Raw genomic sequence first — 21,218 nt, forward strand, 5'->3', positions numbered from 1 at the left:
ACCCGCCCTGCTGGGGACCGCTGGTCTCGATAAGCCCAGGGAGAAAGCGCGGCTCCTCCCCCACGCACCATGGAGTGGGCGACGCGGCACCACCTCCCGAGACGCCGCGCAGCGGCTCGGACGGCTCCCCCCGGGCGGGAACCATGCTGATCGAGTAGCGACAGCAGGTCACGAATCGAGCGGAGGGGGGCGCCTTCGGCGCCATCGCAGGGCGGGGAAGAGACCGACGTCCTTGCGGTGGGCGGGTCTCGATACGCCCCTGCAGGGCTACTCGACCATCATGTCTGCGGGTGACTCTTCCAAGGAGATCCACCCACCTCAGAACCCGCAGTGTGCCGACCTGTACTGCGGAGCGAGCCGTGGAGTCGATAGTGCTGATCGAGTAGCCCGCGAAGCGGGCGTATCGAGCGGAGGGGGCGCCTCCGGCGCGAGTGCAAGCGGGGAAGAGACCGACGTCCTTGGGGTGCGCGGGTCTCGATACGCCCCTGCGGGGCTACTCGACCAGCATGTCTGCGGGCGTCTCTTCCAAGTAGATCCACCCACGTCAGAAGGACGAGTCTGCAGACCCGCCCTGTTGAGGAAGCCGGGTCTCGATACGCCGCTGCGGGGCTACTCGACCAGCATGAAGGGTGCTCCGCCCTTCGAGACTCTCCGGAACGGACGCAGGCAGTCGGCTGAGGCCCGTGACGGGTCCGTTCGCGGCCCAGCGATAGCACGAGTGGACTCGGGGCGGCCTCAGGGGGCCCTTCAGGGCCCGTTTCACGCCCGTTCGCGGTGTCGGGACGCCCGAGGCAGACCACAGACGCCCGCACCCGCCCCGCGGGCGCCCTCGCCCCACGCGAAAGGGCCGGGTGCCGGAGGTCGAAACCTCCTGCACCCGGCCCTCGGAGCCGTGCAGTCCGCCTAGCGGGCGAAGTACCCGCGGTAGTACTCGTACACCCAGCCGGCGATCGCGACCAGGAAGAGGCCGACCGCGATGTAGGTGATCCAGAAGCCGACCGCGAGGCCGAGGAAGGCCAGTGCGGCGGAGCCGCCCAGGATCAGCGGCCACCAGCTCCACGGGCTGAAGAAGCCCAGCTCGGGGTCACCGTCGTCGATGTCGGCGTCGAGGCGGTCCTCGGGCAGCTCAGCGCCCTGGGCCTTGTGCACCCGGCCGACGTAGAAGGCGATGAAGCCGCCCAGCACCGACGAGAGCGCGATGCCCACGGTGCCGACCCACTCGACCTGGCCGGTGTCGATCAGCGACCAGAGGATGTAGGTGACGTCCGCGAGGAGGAAGAACCCGGCGAGCAGCCAGAACAGATTGACGTTGGCGCGCATGGCCCTACTTCACCGTGCCTTCGGACTTGTCGTACGTGGGGGCGTCCGGAGCGTCCTTCGCCGGGCCGATGCCGACGGGGATGCCGGCCTCGGGGTGGTTGAGGTCGAAGGCCGGAGCCTCGCTGCGGATGCGCGGGATGGAGGTGAAGTTGTGCCGGGGCGGCGGGCAGGAGGTCGCCCACTCAAGCGAGCGCGAGAAGCCCCACGGGTCGTTCACCGTGACCTTGGGCGCCTTGCGGGCCGTGATGTACACGTTGAGGAAGAACGGGATGAGCGAGACCGCGAGGATCATCGCGCCGATCGTCGACAGCTGGTTCATCCAGGTGAAGCCGTCCTCGGGCAGGTAGCTCGCGTAGCGGCGGGGCATGCCCACGACTCCGAGCCAGTGCTGGATGAGGAAGGTGGTGTGGAAGCCGATGAACAGCAGCCAGAAGTGCCACTTGCCCAGGGTCTCGTTCAGCATCTTGCCGGTCCACTTGGGCCACCAGAAGTAGAAGCCCGAGAACATCGCGAACACGACGGTGCCGAACACCACGTAGTGGAAGTGCGCGACGACGAAGTACGAGTCGGACACGTGGAAGTCCAGCGGCGGCGAGGCGAGGATGACGCCGGTGAGGCCACCGAAGGTGAAGGTGATCAGGAAGCCGATCGCCCAGATCATCGGGGTCTCGAACGTCACCGATCCGCGCCACATGGTGCCGATCCAGTTGAAGATCTTCACGCCGGTCGGGACCGCGATGAGCATCGTCATCAGCGAGAAGAACGGCAGCAGGACCGAGCCGGTGACGTACATGTGGTGCGCCCACACGGTCACGGACAGGGCGGCGATCGCGATGGTCGCGTAGATCAGCGTCTTGTAGCCGAAGATCGGCTTGCGGCTGAAGACCGGGAAGACCTCGGAGACGATGCCGAAGAACGGCAGCGCGATGATGTACACCTCAGGGTGGCCGAAGAACCAGAACAGGTGCTGCCAGAGCAGCACGCCGCCGTTGGCCGCGTCGTAGATGTGCGCATCGAACACGCGGTCGGCACCGAGGGCGAACATCGCCGCCGCGAGGACCGGGAAGGCCAGCAGCACGAGGATCGACGTCACCAGGATGTTCCAGGTGAAGATCGGCATGCGGAACATCGTCATGCCGGGGGCGCGCATCGTGATGATCGTGGTGATGAAGTTCACCGCACCGAGGATCGTGCCGAAGCCGGACAGCGCCAGGCCGAAGACCCAGAGATTGCCGCCGAGCCCTGGCGAGAACGTCGTGCTCGAGAGTGGCGCGTAGGCGAACCAGCCGAAGGACGCGGCGCCCTGCGGGGTGATGAAGCCGGCGACCGCGATCAGCGAGCCGAAGCTGTAGAGCCAGTAGGCGAACGCGTTGAGTCGCGGGAACGCGACGTCCGGAGCGCCGATCTGCAGCGGCATGAGGACGTTGGCGAAGCCCGCGAAGAGCGGCGTCGCGAACATCAGCAGCATGATCGTGCCGTGCATGGTGAAGAGCTGGTTGTACTGCTCGCGGGTCTCGACCACGGCGAGGCCGGGCTCGAAGAGCTGGGCGCGGATGACCAGGGCCATCACGCCCGCGATGCAGAAGTAGATGAACGAGGTGATCAGGTACATGTACCCGATGACCTTGTGATCGGTGGACGTCATCCAGCGAACGAGGACGTTCGCCTTGCGCTCGACCGGCGGTGTGCCGAATGAGCGGGACGGGGCGGGTGCTGTGGCGGTGCTCATGCTCCCTCTACTCCTCGTTCTCGGTGCGGGCCGGCGCGCCGGTGCCGGGCAGGTTGCTGTTGCGGTCGTACTCGGCGCCGAGCTGGCCGGTCTGGCCCGCGTCGCGCAGCGACTGGATGTAGTCGTCGTACTCGCCCTGCGAGACGACCTTCACGTTGAAGAGCATCGCGGAGTGGTACTCGCCGCAGAGCTCGGCGCACTTGCCGGCGTAGGTCCCCTCCTTGAGCGGCGTGACGTACATGTAGTTCGTCTTGCCGGGGATCATGTCCTTCTTGTAGAGGAAGTCGACGACCCAGAAGGAGTGGATGACGTCGCGGGCGTCGAGCTGGATCTTGATCTTCTGGTTCACCGGCAGGTAGAGCGTCGGGACCTCGGACTCGACCAGCGAGCCGGCGCCGTCGGCGCTGTCCTCGTACTGGCCCTGGATGCCCGCGGAGTAGACGTCCTCGTCGACGTAGTTGAAGTCCCACGCCCACTGCTTGCCGTACACCTGGATGGTCTCGTCCGGGTCGTCGTAGGCCTGCTCGATGGCGGCCTGGTCGCGCGCGGTGAAGGCGAAGAAGCCGATCACGAGGATCAGCGGCACGATCGTGTAGAAGATCTCGATCGGCATGTTGTAGCGCAGCTGCACCGGGAGGCCGGTCTGGCCCTTCCGGCGGCGGTAGACGACGACCGCCCAGATCGTCAGGCCCCAGGTGATGACACCCACGGCGAGCAGGACGATCCAGGAGGTGACCCAGAGTCCGATGACCCGGTCGACGTGGTTCGTCGTGCCGGGTTCTGTGGGGAGCCAGCCCTGCAGCTGCTCCTGCGTGCAGCCCGCGAGGACGAGGGCGAGAGCTCCTGCGACGGGTACTGCGACCCATCGGCGGAGACGGCGATTGAAGCGCACCGGTGACCTTTCGGAAGACTGGGGACCAGTTCACACGAAACTGTATTAGACCGGCCCTAGCCTACCCGCCGTCGTCGGCAGGGAGTGCACCGGCACCCGCTCTTGACCTCTCGCCGAAGTGGTGCTGCAACGGCGAACGGCGCCCGGCCGCCCGCCGGAGCGGGGAGTCGGGCGCCGTTCGAGCGGGCCGTGCGGCGTGTCGCCGCGGGTGATCAGTGGAAGCTGTCGCCGCAGGCGCAGCTGCCGCCGGCGTTGGGGTTGTCGATGGTGAAGCCCTGCTTCTGGATGGTGTCCTCGAAGTCGATCGAGGCGCCGTCGAGGTAGGGGACGCTCATCTTGTCGACGACGAGGCCGACGCCCTCGAACTCGACCGCCGCGTCGCCGTCGAGCGTGCGCTCGTCGAAGTAGAGCTGGTAGATCAGGCCGGAGCAGCCGCCGGGCTGGACGGCGACGCGCAGGCGCAGGTCGTCGCGGCCCTCCTGCTCGAGGAGGCTCTTCACCTTCGCGGCGGCGACGGGGGTCATCGAGACGCCGTGCGCCGCGGTGGTGGTGCTGGCGGTCAGTGTCGTGTCGGACATGTCACTCCTCGGTGGGATCGGTCGGAACGGAGCCGAGCGGGAACAGAGCCGGCGGGATCGGACGGCGTGCTGCCGACGATTCTACGGTGGCAACCCAGGCGCGGGCCGGGCTATTCCGAATCGCTCAGGCCCGGTGCTCGGCGGCGCGCAGCAGGAACAGCGCCTCCGTCTGCGCCGCGCGCTGGAAGACGCCGAGGTGGAGGGACTCGTTCGGGCTGTGCGCGCGCGAGTCCGGGTCCTCGACACCGGTGACCAGGATCTGCGCGTCCGGGAACTCGCGCACGAGGTCGGCGATGAAGGGGATGCTGCCGCCGACGCTGGTCTCCAGCGGCGCGCGGCCCCAGGCGTCGGCCATCGCCTGCTCGACCAGGCCGACGGCCCAGCCCGAGGTGTCGACCAGGAAGGGCTCCCCCGTGTCGACGTCGGCGATCTCGAGGTGGGCGCCGAACGGAGCGTGCGCCCGCAGGTGCCGCTCGAGGGCGGTGAAGCCCTCCTGCGCCTCCTGGCCGGGAGCGATGCGGGCGCTGATCTTGACCCGCACGGACGGGCTGAGGGTGTTGGAGGCGTCCACCACGCTGGGCGCGTCGATGCCGGTGACCGTGATCGACGGCTTCGACCAGATCCGGGAGAGGAGCGGTCCGGAGCCGATCGGCGAGACGCCGTCGAGCAGGCCGGAGTCGCGGCGGAGGTCCTCCTCGGTGGTCTCCGGAACCGCACCGTCGTGCTCGGTGAGCCCGGCGACCGCGACCGAGCCGTCCTCGTTCCAGAGCGTGTCGAGGAGGCGGATCGTCGCGAGCATCGCGTCGGGCACCGCGCCGCCGAGCATGCCGGAGTGCGAGGCGTGGTCGAGGGTGCGGACGGTGAGGGTCAGCGTGACGTTGCCGCGCAGGCCCACGGTGAGCGAGGGGGTGTCGATGTCCCAGTTGTCGCTGTCGGCGACCACGATCACGTCGGCCCGCAGCGCGTCGTGGTGCTCGCGGAGGAAGGTCGGGAACGAGCGCGAGCCGAACTCCTCCTCGCCCTCGATGAAGAGCACGAGGCCGAGGTCGTGGTCGTCGCCCGCCACCCGGCGCAGGGCACGGACCGCGGCGAGGTGCGAGACCACGCCCGCCTTGTCGTCCGCGGCACCGCGGCCGTAGAGACGGTCGCCGCGCACGGTCGGCTCGAACGGCGGCGTCTCCCACGCCTCCTCCGCCCCCTGCGGCTGGACGTCGTGGTGGGCGTAGAGCAGGACGGTGGGTGCGCCGTTGCGGGCGGCCCGCGTCGCGAGGACGGCGGGCTGACCGAGGAGGTCGGAGTCGCCGATGGTGGAGCTGCGGATCGAGACCTCGTCGAAGGCACCCGTCTCCCGGGCGAGCTCGGCGATCGCCTCGGCGCTGGCGGCGACGCGGGTGGCGTCGAAGCCGTCCCAGGAGACGGAGGGGATTCGGACGAGCCGGCCCAGCTCGCCGAGCGAGCGGGGCAGGTCGTCGCGCACGGCGGCGAGCACCTCCTCCTCGGCGGCGGACAGGGTGGAGGACGGAGTCGGAGCGTCGTGAGCCATGGAGGTAATCTTAAGAGACCCTCGATTCCAAGGACGTTCCCCTGTGGCCAAGCACCCGATCGCACCCGACACCCCCGACGACGCCGACGTGACGGCCATCGGGAAGGGCCGGCCGACCCCGACGCGCCGCGAGCAGGAGCTCGCCCGCAAGCGTCCGCTGGTCGTGACCGACCGCAAGCAGGCCGCGCGGGACGCCCGCTCGAAGACCGCGGAGCTGCGCGAGCAGGCTCGGGTCGGCATGGCCGCCGGCGACCAGCGCTACCTGCCGGTGCGCGACAAGGGCCCGCAGCGCAAGTACGTCCGCGACTACGTCGACGCGCGCTTCAGCTTCGGCGAGTTCCTCATCCCGGTGATGGTCGTCGTGCTGCTGATCAGCTTCTTCCCGCAGCCCGAGCTCGCCTCGCTCACCCTGATCATCCTGTGGGCGTTCTTCCTGCTCGCCGTCCTCGACTGCATCCTGCTGGGCCGCCGCCTGAAGAAGAAGCTCGCCGAGCGCTTCGGCGGCGCCGACAAGGTCGAGAAGGGCATCCCGTGGTACGCCGCGATGCGCGCCCTGCAGCTGCGCGTGATGCGCCTGCCCAAGCCTCAGGTCAAGCGCGGAGCGTTCCCGGCCTGACCCGGCGGCGCGAACCGGGCCGGTAGAGGCCGGACCGGTCCCGGCGCCCTCGGACTACGCGGCGCGCAGCCTGGCGAGCCCGCGGTTGATCTGACGGCCCCAGAGCGGGCCGCGGAAGACGAACGCCGAGTAGCCCTGCACCAGCGTCGCGCCGGCGTCGAGCCGCTCCTGCACGTCCTCCGCGGTGTCCACTCCCCCGACGGAGATCACGCAGAACTCCGCGGGGACGACACCGCGGATGACCCGCAGCACCTCGAGCGCGCGCGCGGCGAGCGGAGCGCCGGAGAGCCCGCCCGCTCCCGCGCGCTCGACGACGGCGCGGTCGGTGCGCAGTCCCTCGCGGGACAGGGTGGTGTTCGTGGCGATGACACCGGCGAGGCCGAGGCGCACCGCGAGCTCGGCGACGCGGACGACCTCCTCGTCCGAGAGGTCCGGCGCGATCTTGACCAGCAGCGGAGTCGTGTCCGCCGCCTCGGCGACCGCGGCGAGCAGCGGCTCGAGCTTGTCGATCTCCTGCAGGCCGCGCAGACCCGGGGTGTTCGGCGAGCTGACGTTGACGACCAGGTAGTCGGCGAGCGGCGCGAGCATCCGGGCGCTGACCAGGTAGTCCTCGATCGCGTCGTCGACGTCGACCACCCGGCTCTTGCCGATGTTGACGCCGATCACGGGGCGGCCCCGGGCACTGCGCAGGCGGGCGAGGCGACCGGCCGCCGCGCGGGCGCCGTGGTTGTTGAAGCCCATCCGGTTGATCAGCGCGCGGTCGGCGATCAGCCGGAAGAGCCGCGGGCGGTCGTTGCCGGGCTGGGCGCGGGCGGTCAGCGTGCCCACCTCGACGTGGCCGAAGCCGAGCGCGCCGAGACCGAGCACGGCGGTCGCGTCCTTGTCGAAGCCGGCGGCCACGCCGAACGGCGTCCGGAAGCGCAGGCCGAGCGCCTCGACCGAGAGGTCGGCGCGCGGCACGGTGAGCCGGCGGACGAGCGGGGCGACGGGGCCGAGCGCTTGGATCACCGGGAAGGCGAGGTGGTGCGCCCGCTCGGGATCGAGGCGCGTGAGCACGGTGGAGAACAGCAGCGGGTACACGGCGGCCCTCACAGCTCGTCGGCGGTGTGCAGGGCGGCGGGGCGCTCGGCGCGCAGCAGGGCGATCGCCGACTCGAAGTCGTCGAGGGAGTCGAACGCCTGGTAGACGCTCGCGAAGCGCAGGTAGGCGACCTCGTCCAGCTCGCGGAGGGGGACGAGGATGGCGAGACCGATGTCGTTCGCGTCGATCTGCGAGGCGCCGGTGGAGCGGAGGTTCTCCTCGACCCGCTGGGCGAGCACGGCGAGGTCGGTGTCGGTGACCGGGCGGCCCTGGCAGGCCTTCCGGACTCCGCTGACGATCTTCTCGCGGCTGAACGGCTCCACGACTCCGCTGCGCTTGATCACGACGAGGCTCGCGGTCTCGGTGGTGGAGAAGCGGCGGCCGCAGGACGGGCACTGGCGGCGGCGGCGGATGGAGAGGCCGTCGTCGCTGGTGCGCGAGTCGATCACGCGGGAGTCGGGGTGCCGGCAGAAGGGGCAGAACATCTCGGGTGCCTCTCGAGGTCAGGCGAAGCGGGCGTCGACGGCGTCGCCGTGCGCGGGGAGCGCCTCGGCGTCGCTCAGCGCGCGGATGTGCGGGGCGACCCGCTGCAGGGCGGCGCGGTCGTAGGAGACGAGCTGCTGCGGGCGGAGGAAGGTGTGCGCGCCGAGACCGGAGGAGAAGCGCGCCTGCCCGAGGGTCGGCAGCACGTGGTTGGAACCGGCCAGGTAGTCGCCGAGGCTCACCGGGGTGGTCGGGCCGAGGAAGACGGCACCGGCGTCGTGGATCCGCTCGGCGGTGGCCTCGGGGTCGACGGTGTGCAGCTCGAGGTGCTCGGGGCCGTAGGCGTCGCTGAACGCGCAGGCGATCTCGAGGTCGTCGACGATCACGAGGGCCGACTGCGGGCCGGAGAGGGCGATGCGGACGCGCTCGGAGTGCTGGGTGCGCGCGGCCTGCTCGACGATCTCGCGGCCGACGGCCTCGGCGAGGGCCGGATCGTCGGTGACGAGGAGGGCGGAGGCGGCCTCGTCGTGCTCGGCCTGGCTGACCAGGTCGGCGGCGATCAGGCGCGGGTCGGCGCTGGAGTCGGCGATGACGAGGATCTCGGTGGGTCCGGCCTCGGAGTCGATGCCGACCTGGCCGAGCACCTGGCGCTTGGCGGTGGTGACCCAGACGTTGCCGGGGCCCGTGATGATGCTGACCGGGTCGAGGCCGAGGGAGTCGACGCCGTAGGCGAGGGCGGCGACCGCTCCCGCGCCGCCCATGGCGTAGACCTCGTCGACGCCGAGGAGCCCGGCGGCGGCGAGGATCGTCGGGTGCACGGAGCCGCCGAACGCCTTCTGCGGCGGCGAGGCGAGCGCGACGGAGCCGACGCCGGCGACCTGGGCGGGCACGGCGTTCATGATCACGCTGGAGGGGTAGACGGCCTTGCCGCCGGGGACGTAGAGGCCGGCTCGGCCGACGGGCTGCCAGCGCTGGGTGACGGTGGCGCCGTCGTCGAGCACCGTGGTGCGGGCCGGGGGGATCTGCGCGGCGCTGGCCTTGCGGACGCGGACGATCGCCTCCTCGAGGGCCGCGCGGATCGCGGGATCGAGGTCGCGGACCGCCGCGGCGATCTCCTCGGCGGGCACGCGCAGGTGCGGCGGGCGGACGCCGTCGAGGCGCTCCGCCTGCTCGAGCAGCGCCTCGGCGCCGCGCGCGCGGACGTCGGCGATCAGCTCGGCGACGACGGGCCCGACGGCGGCGGAGGTGCCCGGATTGCGCGGAACGAGGGCGAGGAGCTCGGCGGCGGACGGACGCCGCCCCCGCAGATCGAGAGTCTGAATCATGGCCGCCCCAGCCTACCGGCCGCGCTCGCGCCGCTCCCCCGCGGGCGCCTCCCGCGCCGTCCGAGCGCGATCTCGAGACGCCGCCCGCACGCCGGTCACCGGGTCTCGATACGCCGCTGCGCAGCTGCTCGACCAGCATGTGCAGCGCGCGCCGCGTCGGCGCGGCTCAGTACAGGCAGTTCGGACCCAGCAGGCTCTTCAGCTCGCCGAAGAGGTCCGGGGTGATCCGGACCGGGAACGGGACCTCGAAGACGCGGGCCGTGTCGCCCTTGATCAGCTTGAGGCGGACCTCGGTGCGGCCGGAGTGGCGGATGAGCACGTCGCTGAGCTGCGAGACGGTGTCGGTCGTCGCGCGCGACTCCGGCATCGAGACGGTCAGCGGCCCGGAGTCGCCGTCCTGGCTCATCTCGGGGGCGAAGAGGCTGAACGCGTGCAGGTTCATGCCGTCGTCGCGCATGCTGACGCGGCCGCGGACGACGACGATGGAGTCGTTCGTCAGCGCGGGAGCGAACTCCTGGTACGCCTTGCCCATGAACATGCAGGTGATCTCGCCGCCGAAGTCCTCGACCTGGATCATCCCGTACTGGTTGCCGGAGGCCTTCGCCATCCGGTGCTGCACGCTCGTGACGAGTCCGGCGACGACCACCGTCTCGCCGTCGCCGATCGACTCCGAGACCAGGAGGTCGGCGATCGTCGTGCTGTAGTGCTTGGCCAGCTCCGTCTCGAGCCCGGCGAGCGGGTGGTCGGAGACGTAGAGGCCGAGCATGTCGCGCTCGAAGGCGAGCTTGTCCCGCTTGGCCCACTCCGGCCGGGTCGGCACCTGGATCGCGGCCTGCGGCTCGTCCCAGAGGCTGTCGAAGTCGAACCCGACCTGGCCGTTGGCCTCGTTGCGCTTCTCGCCGACGGCGGCCTCGACCGCGTCCTCGTGCACCTCGACGAGCGCGCGCCGGGTCGAGCCGAGCGAGTCGAACGCGCCCGCCTTGATCAGCGACTCTATGGTGCGCTTGTTCGCGACCGGGAGCGGCACCTTGCGGAGGAAGTCGTGGAACGACTCGAAGCGCCCCTTCTCCTCCCGGGCGACCCGGATGCCCTCGACGACGTTGGTCCCGACGTTGCGGACGGCACCGAGGCCGAAGCGGATGTCGGGCCCCACGGCGGTGAAGAAGCCGATCGACTCGTTGACGTCCGGCGGCAGCACCTTGATGCCCATCCGCCGGCACTCGTTGAGGTAGGCGGCCATCTTGTCCTTGGAGTCGCCGACGCTGGTGAGCAGCGCGGCCATGTACTCCGCGGGGAAGTGCGCCTTGAGGTAGGCGGTCCAGTAGGAGATGACGCCGTACGCGGCCGAGTGCGCCTTGTTGAACGCGTAGTCGGAGAAGGGCAGCAGGATGTCCCAGAGGGTCTTCACCGCGGCCATCGAGTAGCCGTTGTCGGCCATGCCGCCGGAGAAGCCCTCGAACTGCTTGTCCAGCTCGGACTTCTTCTTCTTGCCCATCGCGCGGCGGAGCAGGTCGGCCTGCGCCAGCGTGAAGCCCGCGAGCTTCTGCGCGATCGACATCACCTGCTCCTGGTAGACGATCAGCCCGTAGGTGCCGCCGAGCACCTCGGCGAGCGGCTCCTCGAGCTCCGGGTGGATCGGGGTGATCTCCTGCACGCCGTTCTTCCGCAGCGCGTAGTTGGTGTGCGAGTCGGCGCCCATCGGGCCCGGCCGGTAGAGCGCGAGGACCGCGGAGATGTCCTCGAAGTTGTCGGGCTTCATCAGGCGCAGGAGCCCGCGCATCGGCCCACCGTCGAGCTGGAAGACGCCGAGCGTGTCGCCGCGGGCCAGCAGCTCATAGGCGGCCGGGTCGTCGAGCGCGAGGTCCTCGAGGACGAGGTCCTGACCGCGGTTGGCGCGGATGTTGTCGAGGGCGTCGTCGATGATCGTGAGGTTCCGCAGCCCCAGGAAGTCCATCTTGATCAGGCCGAGCGACTCGCAGGCGGGGTAGTCGAACTGCGTGACGATCTGGCCGTCCTGCTCCCGCTTCATGATCGGGATGATGTCCTTGAGCGGATCGCTCGACATGATCACGCCGGCCGCGTGCACGCCCCACTGGCGCTTGAGGTTCTCCAGGCCCAGGGCCGTCTCGAAGACGAGCTTCGCCTGCGGGTCCTCGGCGATGACGTTCCGGACGTCGAGCGCCTCCTTGTAGCGCGGGTGCTCGGGGTCGTTGATCCCGGTCAGCGGGATGTCCTTGCCCATGATCGCGGGCGGCATCGCCTTGGTGAGCTTCTCGCCCATCCCGAACGGGAAGCCGAGCACGCGCGAGGCGTCCTTGAGCGCCTGCTTCGCCTTGATGGTGCCGTAGGTGACGATCTGCGCGACGCGCTCGTCGCCGTACTTGTCGGTGACGTAGCGGATGACCTCGCCGCGGCGACGGTCGTCGAAGTCGACGTCGAAGTCGGGCATCGAGACGCGGTCGGGGTTGAGGAAGCGCTCGAAGATCAGGCCGTGCTTCAGCGGGTCGAGATCGGTGATCTTCATCGCGTAGGCGGCCATCGAGCCGGCTCCGGAGCCGCGGCCCGGGCCGACGCGGATGCCGTTGCGCTTGGACCAGTTGATGAAGTCGGCGACGACGAGGAAGTAGCCCGGGAAGCCCATCTGCAGGATGACGCGGGACTCGTAGTCCGCGCGGTCGCGCACCTCCTGGGAGATCCCGTCCGGGTACCGCTCGTTCAGCCCGGCCTCGACCTCCTTCACGAACCAGGTGTCCTCGGTCTCCCCCTCGGGGACGGGGAAGCGCGGCATGTAGTTCGCGGAGGTGTCGAACTGCACGTCGCAGCGCTCGGCGATCAGCAGCGTGTTGTCGCAGGCTTCGGGGTGGTCGCGGAAGACCTGGCGCATCTCGCGCGGGGACTTGAGGTAGAACTCGTCCGCGTCGAACTTGAAGCGCTTGGGGTCGTCGAGCGTGGTGCCCGACTGCACGCAGAGCAGCGCCGCGTGCGAGGTGGCGTCGTGCGCGTGGGTGTAGTGCAGGTCGTTCGTCGCCACCAGCGGCAGATCGAGGTCCTTCGCCAGCCGGATCACGTCGCCGATGACGCGGCGCTCGATCTCGAGGCCGTGGTCCATGATCTCGGCGAAGTAGTTCTCCTTGCCGAAGATGTCGCGGTAGTCGGCGGCCGCCTGCCGCGCCTCCTTGTACTGCCCGAGGCGCAGACGCGTCTGCACCTCGCCGCTCGGGCAGCCGGTGGTCGCGATGAGGCCCTCGGAGTGCTCGGCGAGGATCTCGCGGTCCATCCGGGGCTTGAAGTAGTAGCCCTCGATCGAGGCGCGCGAGGAGAGCCGGAAGAGGTTGTGCATGCCGGTCGTCGTCGAGCTCAGCAGCGTCATGTGCGTGTAGGCGCCCGAGCCGGAGACGTCGTCGCCGCCGCCGTCGCCCCAGCGGATCCGGGTCTTGTCCGAGCGGTGCGTCCCGGGGGTGATGTACGCCTCGGTGCCGATGATCGGCTTGATCCCCGCCGCCGTCGCGGTGCGCCAGAAGTCGAAGGCGCCGAACACGTTGCCGTGGTCGGTGACGGCGATCGCCGGCATGCCCTCCTCCACCGCCGCGTCGATCAGCGGCTTGACCCGGGCGGCACCGTCGAGCATCGAGTACTCGCTGTGCACGTGCAGGTGGACGAAGGAATCGTTACTCGGCAAAGGATGCGCCTCCGACGGACTGCGGGCAGGGAGACCGAAAGTCTACCCGCGTCACTCCCCGCGGAGGACGTCCAGCGCGTGCGCGAGGTCGTCCGGGTAGGTCGCCTCGAACTGCACCCACTCCCCCGTGCCCGGGTGGGTGAAGGCCAGCCGCACGGCGTCCAGCCACTGCCGGGTGAGGCCGAGGCGCTTGGAGAGCGTGGGATCGGCCCCGTACATCGCGTCGCCCACGCAGGGGTGGCGCTGGGCCGCCATGTGCACGCGGATCTGGTGCGTCCGGCCGGTCTCGAGCCGGATCTCGAGGAGCGAGGCGAAGGGGAACGCCTCGATCGTCTCGTAGTGCGTGACCGAGGGCTTGCCGTCGGCGCGGATCGCGAACTTCCAGTCCGAGGAGGGGTGACGTCCGAGCGGCGCGTCGATCGTGCCGGTCAGCGGATCGGGGTGCCCCTGCACGACGGCGTGGTAGATCTTCTCGACCAGCCGGTCGTGGAAGGCGCGCTTGAGGTGGGTGTACGCGCGCTCGGACTTCGCGACGACCATCAGGCCGCTCGTGCCGGCGTCGAGGCGGTGCACGATGCCCGCCCGCTCGGCGGCGCCGGAGGTCGAGATCGTGAAGCCGGCCGCGGCGAGGGCGCCGAGCACGGTCGGGCCCTCCCAGCCGACGGCCGGGTGCGCCGCGACCCCGACGGGCTTGTCGATCACCACGATGTCGTCGTCGTCGTGGACGATCCCCAGATCGGGGACCGCGATCGGGACGATGCGCGGCTCCTCGCGGGGACTCCACTCGACGCTGAGCCAGGCGCCCGCGGCGACGCGGTCGCTCTTGTCGAGCACCCGGCCGTCGGCGGTGACGCCGCCGGCGTCGATGACCTCGGCGGCGAAGGTGCGCGAGAAGCCGAGGAGCTTGCCGACGGCCGCGTCGGCGCGGAGGCCGGCGAGTCCGTCGGGGACGGGCAGCGAGCGGGACTGCACCATCAGGCGCCGCCGCGCGGCTCGGAGTCGATCGCCGCGGTGCTGTCGGTGTCCGCACCGTCCTCCGCGGCGGCCTGCTCGGCCTTCCGCGAGGAGCGCGTGCCGTCGAGGTTCACGCCGCGCAGGCTGAGGATCACGAAGAGCCCCATCGCCGTGCAGATCGCGATGTCGGCGACGTTGTAGATCGCCGGCAGCAGCCACGGCGTGTAGAGGAAGTCGACCACGTGGCCGAGACCGAACGACGGCTCGCGGAAGAGCCGGTCGAACAGGTTGCCGAGCGTGCCGCCGAGCAGCAGGCCGAAGAACAGCGCCCACGCCGTCGAGCGGATGCGCCGGGAGAACCAGATCACGGCGACGACCACGCACGCGGCGATGATCGAGAAGATCCAGGTGGAGCCGCTCGCGAGCGAGAACGCGGCTCCGGGGTTCTTCACGTAGTGCAGGATCAGCACGTCGCCGAGGACGCGCACGTCCTCACCGAGCGTGAGCCCGGTGCTGACGAGGTGCTTCGCGGTCTGGTCGATCGCGAACACCGCGAGCGCAACGAGGCCGAGGGTGACGAGCACCCTCGGCCTGACGTTCGCTGCGGTGGTGCTACGCCCCAAAGCCGGGGAACGAGGACGACTCGGCCGACACCGGCTGGGTGTCGAGGTCGCGGAGCTGGCCCTCGATGTAGCTCTTCAGCTTCTGGCGGTACTCGCGCTCGAAGGTGCGGAGCTCGTCGATGCGGTGCTCGACCGTCGCGCGCTCCTCCTCGAGCTTCGCGACCTGGGCACGCTGCTTGGCCTCGGCCTCGGCGACGATGCGCGCGGCGGTGGCACGGCCCTCGGCGACGAGAGCGTCGCGCTTGTCGGCACCCTCGCGGACGTGCTCCTCGTGGAGACGGCGCGCGAGCTGCAGGAGTCCGCTGGAGCTCTCGGCCTCGTCGACCGGAGCCGACTGCGAGGCGGCGGGAGCGGCCTGGGCGGGGGCCGGGGTGGGCTCCGGCTCGGGCTCGGGCTCCGGCTCGGGAGCCGGGGTCTCGTCGACCACGGGAGCGGGGGCCGGCGTGGACGCGACGGGGGCGTCCATCGGCCGCGAGTCACCGGAGGAGAGGCGCTGGCGCAGCTCCTCGTTCTCCTGGTTCAGGCGGCGGAGCTCCACGACGACCTCGTCGAGGAAGTCGTCGACCTCGTCCTGGTCGTATCCCTCGCGGAACTTCGTCGGCTGGAACCGCTTGTTGACAACATCTTCGGGAGTGAGCGCCATGGCTTTCCACCTTCGATTTCAAGTAGGTACACGTTCAAGAACGTTCGGCTGGAGCTAGCAACGACTAAAGCTAGCAACTGGGAGCGCGCGGCGCAGTGCGGGCACAGCGGAGCACGTCCGATCGACGCCAACGATACAGGGGACGCGGGCGACCCGTGCACCGCCGGGCATCAGACGCGCTGGAGCCAGGTGGCGATGTACATGCCCACGATGACGCAGAGCATGGTGAGGCTCCAGCCGAAGTCGAGGGCGATCGGGCCGATCGAGACCGGCTTGATCACGCGGCGGAAGAAGGAGATCGGCGGATCCGTGACCGTGTAGACGGTCTCGGCCGCCACGAGTCCCACACCGCGAGGGCGCCATTCGCGGCGGATCACCCGGACGAGATCCAGGACGAACCGCGCCCACATGGCGAAGAAGTACAGCAGGAGCGCGAAGTAGAGGACGCTCGCGAAGAGCGAGATGACGGAGCTCACCGAACGACAGGGCTCCCGGGATCAGGACTTCGCGAAGAACGACGCGTCGGCGTCGCTCTCGGCGGAGGCCGAATCGCCCGCGACCGTGATGTGCGACGGGGAGAGGAGGAACACCTTGCTCGTGACGCGCTCGATGCGGCCGTAGAGGCCCTGCGAGAGGCCGCTGGCGAAGTCGATCAGGCGGCGCGCGTCGGCGTCGCTCATCTGCGAGAGGTTGATGATGACGGGGATGCCGTCGCGGAAGTTCTCCGCGATCACCTGAGCGTCGCGGTACTGCTTGGGGTGGACGGTGAGGATCTCGTTCATCTCAGCGTGTGCCGTCGCCTTCGGGGTCTGGGGGGTGGGCTTGCGGAGCGGGGTGACCGTCGCGCGGGGCTGCTGCGGGGTCGGCTCGACCGGCGGGACCGGCTGGACCGGGGAGACCGGGGCGCGGTGCGCTGTCGCGGGGGCCGCCTCGACGGTCTCGGCACGCTCGTACTCGACCTCTTCGTCGGCGAGTCCGAGGTACACCATCGTCTTCTTCAGCGGGTTGGCCATCAGTGTCCTCCGTGTTGTCGTCGCACCCACAGCTGGGTCACGACGAGGCTACGGGCGGGCGGGCCGATTGCCGGTGATTGCCGACCCGATTCGCAGGTGTGTCGCACCCTCGGCGATCGCGTCGGCGAAGTCGTGCGACATGCCGGCGGAGATGCCGGTCGCACCGGGGTCGATCGAGCGCACCCGCTCCGAGATCGCGCGCAGCCGCGCGAAGGCCGGGCGGGGCTCCTCGCCGAGCGGAGCGACGGCCATCACGCCGCGCAGGGCGAGCCCTGGGGCGGCCGCGAGGGCCTCCGCGAGCGGCTCGACCTCGCCGAGGGCCGCTCCCCCGCGGTCGGGGTCGTCGGTCAGATTGACCTGCAGGAACACGTCGAGCGGCACCTGCCCGGGCTCCGGCGGGCCGGCGTCGAGCAGCGGCACGAGGGCGAGCCGGTCGACGGAGTGGATCGAGCTCGCGTAGCGCTCGACCTGGCGCGCCTTCTTGCTCTGCAGCTGGCCGATGTAGTGCCAGCGCGCGGGCGTGCCGACGAGCTCGGACGCCTTCTCCTGCGCCTCCTGGTGGCGGTTCTCGCCGAAGTCGGCGACGCCGAGCTCGAGCAGGTCGCGCAGGAGCGAGACGGGGTGGTACTTGGTGACCACGATCGTGGTCAGCTCCGACGGGTCGCGACCGGCCGAGCGGGCGGCGGCGGTGACCTGCTCGGTCACCGAGGCCCAGCGCTCGGCCAGCTCGCGATCCACCACGGCGGCGACTACTTGAGGAAGTCGGGGATGTCGAGGTCGCTCTCGTCGTCGTCGAACGACGGGTCGGCGACGGGAGCCGGCGCGGCGACGGGGGTGCTCGACCAGATCGACCCGGCCGACGGCGCGGCGACCGGGGCCGGGGCGGGCTCGGACGACGCCTCCGCGGGCAGGCTCTGCTGCGGGCGCGGCGCGGCGACGGCCGCGGGACCGGTCGCGCCGGGCTCACCGCCGTCGAAGCCCGCCGCGATCACGGTGACGCGCACCTCGTCGCCGAGGGTGTCGTCGATCACGGCACCGAAGATGATGTTCGCCTCGGGGTGCACGGCCTCCTGTACCAGGCGCGCCGCGTCGTTGATCTCGAAGATGCCGAGGTTCGATCCGCCCTGGATGGAGAGCAGCACGCCGTGCGCGCCATCGATGCTCGCCTCGAGCAGCGGGGACGCGACGGCCAGCTCGGCCGCCTTGATCGCCCTGTCCGCCCCGCGCGACGAGCCGATGCCCATCAGCGCGGAGCCGGCGCCCTGCATGACCGACTTGACGTCGGCGAAGTCGAGGTTGATCAGGCCCGGGGTGGTGATCAGGTCGGTGATGCCCTGGACACCGGCGAGGAGGACCTGGTCGGCCGTGGCGAACGCCTCGAGCATCGAGATGCCGCGGTCGCTGATCTCGAGCAGACGGTCGTTCGGGACGACGATGAGGGTGTCGACCTCGTTCTTCAGGGTCGCGACACCCGCCTCGGCCTGGGTCTGGCGGCGGCGGCCCTCGAAGCCGAAGGGCTTCGTGACGACACCGATGGTGAGCGCGCCGATCGACTTCGCGATGCGGGCCACGACGGGCGCGCCGCCGGTGCCGGTGCCGCCGCCCTCGCCCGCGGTGACGAAGACCATGTCGGCGCCCGCGAGCACCTCCTCGATCTCCTCCGCGTGGTCCTCGGCGGCGCGGCGGCCGACCTCGGGGTCGGCGCCGGCGCCGAGTCCACGGGTCAGCTCGCGGCCGACGTCGAGCTTGACGTCCGCGTCGCTGAGCAGCAGCGCCTGCGCGTCGGTGTTGATCGCGATGAACTCGACGCCGCGGAGGCCGAGCTCGATCATGCGGTTGACGGCGTTGACGCCGCCACCGCCGATGCCGACGACCTTGATCACGGCGAGGTAGTTCTGGTTTGAAGTCACGTGTCCGGCCTCCGGGCTGAACCTTAAACCTATAGTTGAGGCTTAAAGTTATGCTGAGTATGCATTTGGGGTGTGGGCTCGACGGTAGGCGGAGTGCGCGCCGCGCTGCGACAGACACGCCCGCAATCGGAAAAGAGCCGCGCGGATCCGTCCGGCGCGCCGCTCATCGCCGGGCGACGACGGCGGCCTCGGGCGAGGAGACGTCGTAGGAGGCGACGGCCGCGGGGTCCGTCGCCGCCATCAGCTTCTCCAGGACGACGGCCTTGAGCGCGGAGTCGTCCGACCCACCCCAGAAGACGACCGCGCCGTCCGCGAGGGTCAGGGAGACGTCGTCCCCCGTGGTCGCGGCCGCCGAGGCGACCTGGCTCTCGAGCGACTCCGGCAGGGTGAGCAGCACGCGTGCGGTCGCGCGGAACGCCGCTCCCGAGGCGGAGCCGGTCGGCGTGCTGAGCAGCGGGTAGCCCTCCTGCGCGGCCGGCGCCGTCTCGATCACCACGCCCGCCGGGTCGACGAGGTCGAACGCGGCGCCGTCGGCGATCACGCCGACCGGGGTCCGCTCGACGACGCTGACGATGAGCGTGCTCGGCGGTCGCGTCTGCACGGAGTAGCTGCGCACCAGGGGGTAGCTGCCGAGCACCCGTCCGACGGCGGCGCGGTCCACCAGCGTGAGCGGCACCCCGACCTGGTCGGCGAGCGAGCTCTGGATGTCCTCGGCGCTGACGCGCTGGGTCCCGGTGATCTCGATCGTCTTGACCGCCATCAGCGGCGAGTAGGCCGCGACCGCGACCACCAGGGCGAGGAGGACGAGCGAGCCGGCCGTGACCAGGGCGATGGTGCGGCGGCGGCGTGCGCGCCTGGTGAAGCGGCGGACCTCGCCGCGCTCGAAGCGGCGGCGCTCCCGGGCCGCCTTCGCGAGCGCGCGACCCTCCGACCCGGGCAGTGGGAGACCCCGGAGCCGGGACAGCGGCGTCCTCCGCGGCTCGGCCGCCGTCCCGGGCGGAGTCCTCTCCGACTCGGCCGTGGCGGGCTCGGCACGCGCGGGTACCGCCTTCTCGGACGTCGCCTTCGCGGGTGCGACCTTCTCAGGTGCGAGCTTCGCGGGTGTGACCTTCGCCGGTGCGGCCTTCGCCGGTCTCCCGGCCTCCGCCGCCTTCTCCGCCTTCATCCGCTCGGCCTGCAGCTTCCCCGCCGCGCTCCGGGGAGCGGACGGCAGCCGCAGTGACGCCGGCGTCGTCAGCCGGATCGGCTCGGTGGGGTGCTCGTCGTCGCCGGACGGACGCGACTGCGCCGGCGGAGGGCTCGCCGGACGATCGGGCGCGGAACGCACTCCGCTCGGCGGCCGCACGCCGTCCGGCCGCTTCATCGCGCGACCGGCGCGACCTCGCTCGCGCCGAGCGACTCGAGCAGCTGCGGGATGATCCGGTAGACGTCGCCGCAGCCGAGGGTGATCACGAAGTCGCCCTCGCGCGCGATCTCCGCGGTGCGGCGGGACGCCTCCTGCCAGTCGGCGAGGAACGAGACGTGCGAGGGGTCGGCGAACTTCTCGCTCACCAGCGCGCCGGTGACGCCGGGCTCGGGGTCCTCGCGCGCGCCGTAGACGTCGAGCACGATCGTCTCGTCCGCGTAGGTCTCCAGCGCCTCGGCGAACTCGCGGGCGAAGAGCCGGGTGCGGCTGTAGAGGTGCGGCTGGTGCACGGCGATGATCCGGCCGGTGCCGACGACGGTCCTCGCGGCCGACAGGGCGGCGGCGACCTCGGTGGGGTGGTGCGCGTAGTCGTCGTAGACGCTCACGCCGCGCACGGCGCCGTGCAGCTCGAAGCGGCGCTCGGTGCCGCCGAACTCGGAGATCGCGGCGAGGGCCGGAGCCGGTTCGAAGCCGAGGCCGACGAGCACGGCGAAGGCGCCCGCCGCGTTGATCGCGTTGTGGCGGCCCGGGATGCGCAGGCGCGTCGTGTAGCGGCGGCCCTCGTACTCGACGGTGAAGCCGACCGGGCCGACCAGCTCGAGATCGACCACGCGGACGTCCGAGCCCTCCGCCTCGCCGAAGGTCAGGACCTTCGGTCCGTCGATGCGGCGGGTGACGCTGACGGCGCCGGGGTCGTCGGAGGAGATGACGACCAGCTCGCGCGCGCTCGAGGTGAAGGTGACGAACGCCTCCTCGAACGCCTCGAGCGAGCCGTAGTGGTCGAGGTGGTCCGGGTCGACGTTGGTGACGAGCGACACCGCGGTGTCGTAGAGCAGGAAGCTGCCGTCGGACTCGTCCGCCTCGACGACGAAGACCTCGCCGGAGCCGGCCGCGGAGGAGGTGCCGAGGCCCTCGATGATCCCGCCGTTGACGAAGCTGGGGTCGGCGTCGAGGCCGAGCAGACCGGTGACGATCATGCCGGTCGAGGTGGTCTTGCCGTGTGCGCCGGCGACGGCGACGAGGCGCTTGCCGCGGACGAGCCAGGCGAGCGCCTGCGAGCGGTGCAGGACGGGCAGGCCGCGCTCCTTCGCCAGCAGGTACTCGGGGTTGTCCGGCCAGAGCGCCGACGTGACGACGACGGCCTCGGCGTCGCCGAGGTGCGCCGCGTCGTGCCCGATGGCGACCGGGATGCCGAGCTCGCGGAGCTGCTCGATCGGGTGCGACTCGCGCACGTCGGAGCCGGTGACGCGGTGACCGGCGCGGTGGAACAGCCGCGCGATCCCGCTCATCCCCGAGCCGCCGATGCCGATGAAGTGGACCGAGCCGAGCTCGTCGGGGACGGTGATGCCGAGGTCGGGCTTGATCACGGGGCTCTCGCTTTCGGGTGGACGGCTCGGCGTGCGGGGTGCCGCAGGCCGGACGAAG

The 21,218-nt window shown here is 70.8% G+C and carries 19 protein-coding genes; 1 reads left to right on the top strand and 18 read right to left on the bottom strand.

What is annotated here, in order from left to right:
- Nucleotides 1-903: 903 nt before the first annotated feature.
- From EDF43_RS08850 to EDF43_RS08870, 5 genes are all read right to left on the bottom strand, one after another.
- The gene (locus EDF43_RS08850; RefSeq protein WP_123446154.1) at nt 904-1,320 is read right to left on the bottom strand and encodes a cytochrome c oxidase subunit 4; all 417 of its coding nucleotides are present in this window, start codon (nt 1,318-1,320) and stop codon (nt 904-906) included.
- Nucleotides 1,321-1,324: 4 nt separating this feature from the next.
- Nucleotides 1,325-3,049: a cytochrome c oxidase subunit I gene (gene ctaD, locus EDF43_RS08855; protein ID WP_123446153.1), complete on the bottom strand. Its 1,725-nt coding sequence runs from the start codon at nt 3,047-3,049 to the stop codon at nt 1,325-1,327.
- A 7-nt stretch (nt 3,050-3,056) separates the two neighbouring features.
- On the bottom strand, nt 3,057-3,941 hold the full coding sequence (coxB, locus tag EDF43_RS08860) for a cytochrome c oxidase subunit II (RefSeq protein ID WP_123446152.1): 885 nt from the start codon (nt 3,939-3,941) through the stop codon (nt 3,057-3,059).
- Nucleotides 3,942-4,153: 212 nt separating this feature from the next.
- Complete coding sequence (gene erpA, locus EDF43_RS08865; RefSeq protein ID WP_123446151.1) at nt 4,154-4,519, bottom strand: iron-sulfur cluster insertion protein ErpA; 366 nt, start codon at nt 4,517-4,519, stop codon at nt 4,154-4,156.
- 124 nt (nt 4,520-4,643) lie between these two features.
- A complete protein-coding gene (locus tag EDF43_RS08870) occupies nt 4,644-6,062 on the bottom strand; it encodes a dipeptidase (RefSeq protein WP_132436339.1) in 1,419 nt (472 codons plus the stop codon).
- 43 nt (nt 6,063-6,105) lie between these two features.
- On the opposite strand from EDF43_RS08870, the gene EDF43_RS08875 reads away from it, so the two are divergent.
- Nucleotides 6,106-6,678 (top strand): DUF3043 domain-containing protein, encoded by a 573-nt coding sequence (locus EDF43_RS08875; RefSeq protein WP_243582539.1) that lies wholly within the window; start codon nt 6,106-6,108, stop codon nt 6,676-6,678.
- 54 nt (nt 6,679-6,732) lie between these two features.
- On the opposite strand, the gene EDF43_RS08880 is transcribed toward EDF43_RS08875, so the two are convergent.
- From EDF43_RS08880 to murC, 13 genes are all read right to left on the bottom strand, one after another.
- Nucleotides 6,733-7,758: a quinone-dependent dihydroorotate dehydrogenase gene (locus tag EDF43_RS08880; protein WP_132436474.1), complete on the bottom strand. Its 1,026-nt coding sequence runs from the start codon at nt 7,756-7,758 to the stop codon at nt 6,733-6,735.
- Nucleotides 7,759-7,766: 8 nt separating this feature from the next.
- Entirely contained in the window at nt 7,767-8,243 is a 477-nt protein-coding gene (nrdR, locus tag EDF43_RS08885; protein WP_123446147.1) for a transcriptional regulator NrdR, read from the bottom strand.
- Nucleotides 8,244-8,261: 18 nt separating this feature from the next.
- Nucleotides 8,262-9,566: a histidinol dehydrogenase gene (gene hisD, locus EDF43_RS08890; RefSeq protein ID WP_132436341.1), complete on the bottom strand. Its 1,305-nt coding sequence runs from the start codon at nt 9,564-9,566 to the stop codon at nt 8,262-8,264.
- Nucleotides 9,567-9,732: 166 nt separating this feature from the next.
- Nucleotides 9,733-13,245 carry a DNA polymerase III subunit alpha gene (gene dnaE, locus EDF43_RS08895; protein ID WP_132436342.1) on the bottom strand — a complete coding sequence of 1,171 codons (3,513 nt, stop codon included), beginning with the start codon at nt 13,243-13,245 and terminating at the stop codon, nt 9,733-9,735.
- A 51-nt stretch (nt 13,246-13,296) separates the two neighbouring features.
- Nucleotides 13,297-14,217: an RluA family pseudouridine synthase gene (locus EDF43_RS08900; protein WP_123736007.1), complete on the bottom strand. Its 921-nt coding sequence runs from the start codon at nt 14,215-14,217 to the stop codon at nt 13,297-13,299.
- A 2-nt stretch (nt 14,218-14,219) separates the two neighbouring features.
- Complete coding sequence (gene lspA, locus EDF43_RS08905; protein ID WP_132436344.1) at nt 14,220-14,783, bottom strand: signal peptidase II; 564 nt, start codon at nt 14,781-14,783, stop codon at nt 14,220-14,222.
- Between the two features lie 28 nt (nt 14,784-14,811).
- Nucleotides 14,812-15,465: a DivIVA domain-containing protein gene (locus tag EDF43_RS08910; protein WP_123446143.1), complete on the bottom strand. Its 654-nt coding sequence runs from the start codon at nt 15,463-15,465 to the stop codon at nt 14,812-14,814.
- Between the two features lie 170 nt (nt 15,466-15,635).
- A complete protein-coding gene (locus tag EDF43_RS08915; protein WP_260300677.1) occupies nt 15,636-15,941 on the bottom strand; it encodes a YggT family protein in 306 nt (101 codons plus the stop codon).
- A gap of 21 nt (nt 15,942-15,962) precedes the next feature.
- Nucleotides 15,963-16,478, bottom strand: a complete 516-nt coding sequence (gene sepF, locus EDF43_RS08920) for a cell division protein SepF (protein ID WP_123446142.1) — start codon at nt 16,476-16,478, stop codon at nt 15,963-15,965.
- A 48-nt stretch (nt 16,479-16,526) separates the two neighbouring features.
- Complete coding sequence (locus EDF43_RS08925; protein WP_132436346.1) at nt 16,527-17,219, bottom strand: YggS family pyridoxal phosphate-dependent enzyme; 693 nt, start codon at nt 17,217-17,219, stop codon at nt 16,527-16,529.
- Between the two features lie 8 nt (nt 17,220-17,227).
- On the bottom strand, nt 17,228-18,388 hold the full coding sequence (ftsZ, locus tag EDF43_RS08930; RefSeq protein WP_123704523.1) for a cell division protein FtsZ: 1,161 nt from the start codon (nt 18,386-18,388) through the stop codon (nt 17,228-17,230).
- Nucleotides 18,389-18,551: 163 nt separating this feature from the next.
- On the bottom strand, nt 18,552-19,751 hold the full coding sequence (locus tag EDF43_RS08935; RefSeq protein ID WP_132436348.1) for an FtsQ-type POTRA domain-containing protein: 1,200 nt from the start codon (nt 19,749-19,751) through the stop codon (nt 18,552-18,554).
- Entirely contained in the window at nt 19,748-21,160 is a 1,413-nt protein-coding gene (gene murC / locus EDF43_RS08940) for a UDP-N-acetylmuramate--L-alanine ligase (RefSeq protein WP_132436350.1), read from the bottom strand. Before murC ends, EDF43_RS08935 begins: the two co-directional genes overlap by 4 nt.
- Nucleotides 21,161-21,218 lie beyond the last annotated feature (58 nt).

Source organism: Rathayibacter sp. PhB179 (genome assembly GCF_004345345.1).
In the GTDB taxonomy this organism is placed as follows: Bacteria; Actinomycetota; Actinomycetes; order Actinomycetales; family Microbacteriaceae; genus Rathayibacter; species Rathayibacter festucae.